Source organism: Nocardioides sp. J9, from assembly GCF_007829375.1.
Taxonomy (GTDB): Bacteria; Actinomycetota; Actinomycetes; order Propionibacteriales; family Nocardioidaceae; genus Nocardioides.
In genome coordinates, this window is sequence record NZ_VLJQ01000046.1 from 23,545 (window position 1) to 28,079 (window position 4,535).

Annotated in this window: 5 protein-coding genes; all 5 read left to right on the top strand. The window is 75.9% G+C overall.

The features are described 5' to 3' along the window. The first annotated feature begins 77 nt into the window (after positions 1-77). Positions 78-1,055, top strand: a complete 978-nt coding sequence (locus L615_RS23085; protein ID WP_186449718.1) for an NAD(P)-dependent oxidoreductase — start codon at positions 78-80, stop codon at positions 1,053-1,055. Then, positions 1,052-2,209, top strand: a complete 1,158-nt coding sequence (locus L615_RS03635; protein ID WP_036517056.1) for a glycosyltransferase — start codon at positions 1,052-1,054, stop codon at positions 2,207-2,209. Before L615_RS23085 ends, L615_RS03635 begins: the two co-directional genes overlap by 4 nt. Next, on the top strand, positions 2,206-2,766 hold the full coding sequence (locus L615_RS03640) for a hypothetical protein (protein WP_145724153.1): 561 nt from the start codon (positions 2,206-2,208) through the stop codon (positions 2,764-2,766). The genes L615_RS03635 and L615_RS03640 overlap by 4 nt, the downstream gene beginning before the upstream one ends. Further along, positions 2,763-4,025: a glycosyltransferase gene (locus L615_RS03645; RefSeq protein WP_145724154.1), complete on the top strand. Its 1,263-nt coding sequence runs from the start codon at positions 2,763-2,765 to the stop codon at positions 4,023-4,025. The genes L615_RS03640 and L615_RS03645 overlap by 4 nt, the downstream gene beginning before the upstream one ends. 68 nt (positions 4,026-4,093) lie before the next feature. Next, the coding region (locus L615_RS23090) for a hypothetical protein (protein ID WP_222430427.1) at positions 4,094-4,535 on the top strand (442 nt) is incomplete at its 3' end.

A 4,535-nucleotide genomic window follows, 5' to 3' on the forward strand; every position in this document is an offset into this window, starting at 1 on the left:
CCGCCGGCCGTCGTACCCATGGCGTGGCCGGACGAGGCGCCGGACCAGAAGCGCCGCAGGATCAGGAGGATCGCGTGATGAAGCTGCTGGTGACCGGGGCGTCCGGGTTCGTCGGCGGACGGCTCGTCGAGGTCGCACGGGAGGCCGGGCACGAGGTGTTCGGCGTCGGCCGCCGGCCGGTCGACCGCACGCCCTTCACGGCCGACGACTACGCCAGCGTCGACCTCGGCCGGGTGGACGCCTCCGGCCTCCCGGACCTGCCCTGGCAGCCGGACGCGGTGGTGCACTGCGCGGCCCGGGCGACGCCGTACGCCCCGCGCCGGGCCTACGACCGCGACAACGTCGACGCGACCCGCACCGTCGTCGAGTGGTGCCGCAGGCTCGGCCGACCGCGCCTCGTGCACGTGTCGTCGAGCTCGGTGCTCTACCGCGACGGCGACCAGCTCGACCTCACCGAGGACTCCCCCGTCGGACCGCCGTTCGCCAACGACTACGCCCGCACCAAGGCCGCGAGCGAGCAGGTCGTCCGGGAGTACGACGGCAGCTGGGTCCTCGCCCGTCCCCGGGCCGTCTTCGGCCCGGGTGACACGGTGCTCTTCCCGCGGATCATCGCCGCTGCGAAGGCGGGTCGGGTGCCGCGGCTGACCGGGCGGACGGAGCCGGCGGTCGGCGACCTGATCTACGTCGACAACCTCGCCGACTACCTGCTGCAGCTCGCGGCGCGCCCGGAGCTCGGCGGGGTCTACAACCTCACCAACGCCGAGCCCGTCGAGATCCAGGCGATGCTGCTCGAGGTGATCGACCGGCTCGGGCTGCGACCGCCCACCCGGGAGGTCAGCCTGACCACCGCGATGCGCGCGGCCACCGTGCTGGAGCGCGCCTGGCGGCTGCTGCACCTGCCCGGCGAACCGCCGATCACCCCCTACGGCGTGGGCGTCCTGAGCTGGTCGAAGACCTTCGTGCCGGACAAGATGCTGGGCGACCTCGGCAAGCCCCGGGTCTCCGTCGCCGACGGCGTGGACCGGTTCGTCGCGTGGCAGAAGGAGCGGTTGTGAGCGGCCGCGGCGTGGTCACCGCGGCCGCGGCGGGCTACCTGGCGCTGCACGCCGGCAAGGCCGCCACCACGCTGCGTTCCGCGTCGCGGGCACCGTCCGCCGTGGCGCCGGACGAGGAGGCCGTCGCGCAGGTCGTCGTCGTGCAGCCGATCCTGTCCGGCGACCCGGGGCTGGAGGACGCGCTGCGCGACAACCTCCTCGCGCTCGCGGGCGCCCGGTTCTGCTGGCTCGTCGACGAGGACGACGCGGAGGCGCAGCGGGTCGTCGGCGCGATCACCGCCCAGCTGGCGCGATCCGGCGAGGCCGGCCGGGTCGAGGCCGTCACCTGCCCGGCCGCACCCGACGGGGTGAACCCCAAGCTGGCGAAGCTCCAGCCGGCCCTCGACGCCGCGGCCGACGACGAGGTCTTCCTGGTCCTCGACGACGACACCCGGTTGCCGCGGGAGAGCCTGGGCGCACTGCTCGCCGGGCTGGAGCGGGCGACGCTCGCGACCGGCCTGCCGGCGTACCTCCCGGGCAGCACGGTGTGGGCGCAGCTGGTCGAGCAGTTCGTCGACAACAACGCGGCGATGACCTACCTGACCCTCGACCCGGTCACGATCAACGGGATGACGTGGGCGATGCGGGTGCGCGACCTGCGCGCGCTGGGCGGGTTCACGCCCCTGCTGCGCAACCTCACCGACGACCTCGCCGTGGCGCGGGCGGTGCTCGCCGGCGGCGGCACGATCTGCCAGACCGCCTCACCGCAGTGGATCACCACCACCGTCGCCGGCCCGGGCGCCTACGTGCGGCTGATGCACCGGTGGATGCTGTTCGCGAACCTCCTGCTGCGCCGCCAGCCGGCGCGCACCGTCGCGGCGATCAGCGCGTTGCACGGCGTGCACCCGACGCTGCTGTGGACCGTGCTGCTCGGGTCGGTGCGCCAGCGCCGCCTGCTGCCGCTCGTCACCGTCCTCGGCGGCCGGGCGGCGCTGCTGCGCGTGCTGCAGCGACGGATCTACGGTCGCCCGCTGCACCGGCCCGGGGTCTCGCTGGCCTCGGAGCTCGTGCAGCCGCTGCACCTCGGGCACGGGGCGGTGCAGCGCACGATCCGCTGGCGCACCCGGACCTACCGCGTGCGCAGCGACGACGACTTCGCCCCGGTGGACGGATGAGGCTCCAGGTGCTCCACCTGACCGGGCAGAGCGACCCGCGCAGCTGCGCGCTGTCGCCGGTCCAGCACGCCTTCCTCGACGACCTGCCCCTGCCGGAGGAGGCGAAGGTCCGGCTCAACTTCCCGTACGACGACGCGCTGGCGCCGTACCGCGCCGTGCCGCTGTGGCTCGGGAGCCTGCGCCACCTCGTGCTGTTCTGGCGAGTCCGGCTGCGGCGACGCGCGTGGGCGGCCCGGCACCGGCCCCCGGTGGAGGCTCAGCTGCGCCGTTCCGAGCGCAGCCTGGTGCTGGCCGGGTCGATCGGGCTCGACCTGCTCGGTCGGCTCGACCTGCCCCGGGACCTGCTCGACCGGGTCACCGTCGTCGCCTACGGCGCGGTGGCCACGCGTCCACCGGCCTGCCGCACGATCCGGGTCGCGAGCCGTCGCGACCACCTCGCCCGCTGGTGGCCGTGCGACGTCACCGTCGACGCCGGTCACCTCGACTACCTGGCCGCGCCCGAGCTCGCGGGGCTGTGCGGACGCCTGGCCACCGAGCTCGCGGGGGAGGCCGCATGAGGCGCATCGACGTCATCACGCCGCCGATGGCCGGCCACCTGCACCCAGCCCTCGGCGTGGCCCGCCGCCTGGCCGACGAGCCCGGCCTCGCGGTGCGGGTGATCAGCACCTCGGCCGCCCTGCCGGCCGTCGCGGCGACCGGGGGCCCCGGCCTGGCGCTGCTCGAGGGCGCCGACGACCTGCTCGAGACGGTGGTCAACCCGCCGTACCGGATCGGCMGCAGCCCGCGGAAGCTGTTGCGCCAGTTCCGCGCCGCCGCCGCCCTGCAGCGCGACTTCCAGGCCGAGCTGCTCGACCTGTGGGCCGGCGACGCCCCGGACCTGGTGGTCGCGGACTTCACCATGGCCGCGGTGGGGCCGGCGGCCGACGCGGCCGGGCTGACGTGGTGGACCCTGCACCCGTCGCCGTGCGCGATCGAGGGCCGCAGCGGCCCGCCGGCGTACCTCGGCGGCTGGCGACCGGGCGTCACAGCGCTGGGCCGGGTCCGCGACGCCGTGGGGCGAGGGTGGGTGCGCGGGTTCAAGCGGGTGACGCCCCGGATCGCCCGGGTCCGGCTGGCCGACGTGGGCATCGACGCGATCTACCGCCCCGACGGGTCGGAGCGGATCTACTCCGCCGACCGGGTCTTCGCCCTCACCCCTGCCGCCATCGAGTACGAACGCGCCCTGCCGTCGTCCGTGCGCTGCGTCGGACCGGTGCTGCACACCCCGCCCACCGGCCGCCCCCCGCTCGAGCTCGGGCCAGGGCACCGGCACGTCCTGGTCACCGCCGGCACCCACCTGCCGTGGCACAAGCAGGCGCTGCTGGACGCGGCCGTCGGCGCCTCCGCCAGCCTCCCGGACGACGTGGTGCTGCACCTGAGCCTGGGCGGCACCGCGGACGTCGCCCGGACGGAGCTGCCGGCGGGGGTGGTCGTGCACGAGTACGTCGACTACGAGCGCGACCTGCCGCGCTTCGACGCCGTGGTGCACCACGGCGGTGCCGGGGTGCTGGGGCACACGCTGGCCGCCGGGCTGCCGGCAGTGGTGTGGCCGGTGGACTACGACCAGTTCGACCACGCCGTCCGGCTCGTCGACGCCGGCGTCGCCGTACGCCTCCTCCGGCCGGCGGGCCTGGGCAACCGTGTCCGCCAGGTGCTCGAGGACCCCCGCTACCGGGCGGCCGCGCAGCAGGTGGCGGCGGAGGTCGCGGCGGCGCCGGCCGTCGAGCAGGTGGCAGCAGAGGTCCGCGCCCGCCTGCTGGGCGGGGAGGCCGGGTGAGCGACGACGGCGCCGCCCGCTTCGTGGATTCGCCCCCGCGATCGGCCCAGCCGGGGCATCATGCGCCCATGGACATGGGGACCACGTCGCCTGCGCGCGCCCACCTGCAGGCGCTGATCGCCGCGGCCGCCCCGGACCCGCTGCCCGCCGAGCAGGCGCTCCCCCTGCTCGCGCAGCTCGGCGAGACCGACACCGAGGCCCTGGGTCGCATCGCCTACCACGCCCTCACCGGCACCGAGCCGGGCGACGGCGAGCCGCGGGCGCCGCGGGAGGTCGTCGACGGCTTCCCGCCCTTCGCCTCCGAGGTGCTGGTGCGTGCCATCGCCGGCCCCGACGAGCGTCGCCCCACCCCGCAGGCCCTGCTCATCGTGCTCGACACCGTGCCGAAGGGCAGCTGGCCGAGTGCGGGGCGGCCGTTCGTCACGCTGCACGAGGAGGCCGCCGCGACGGTGACCGAGCCGGAGGCTGCGGTCGACGACGTCGCCACGGAGCCGGTGCCCGCACCCCCGG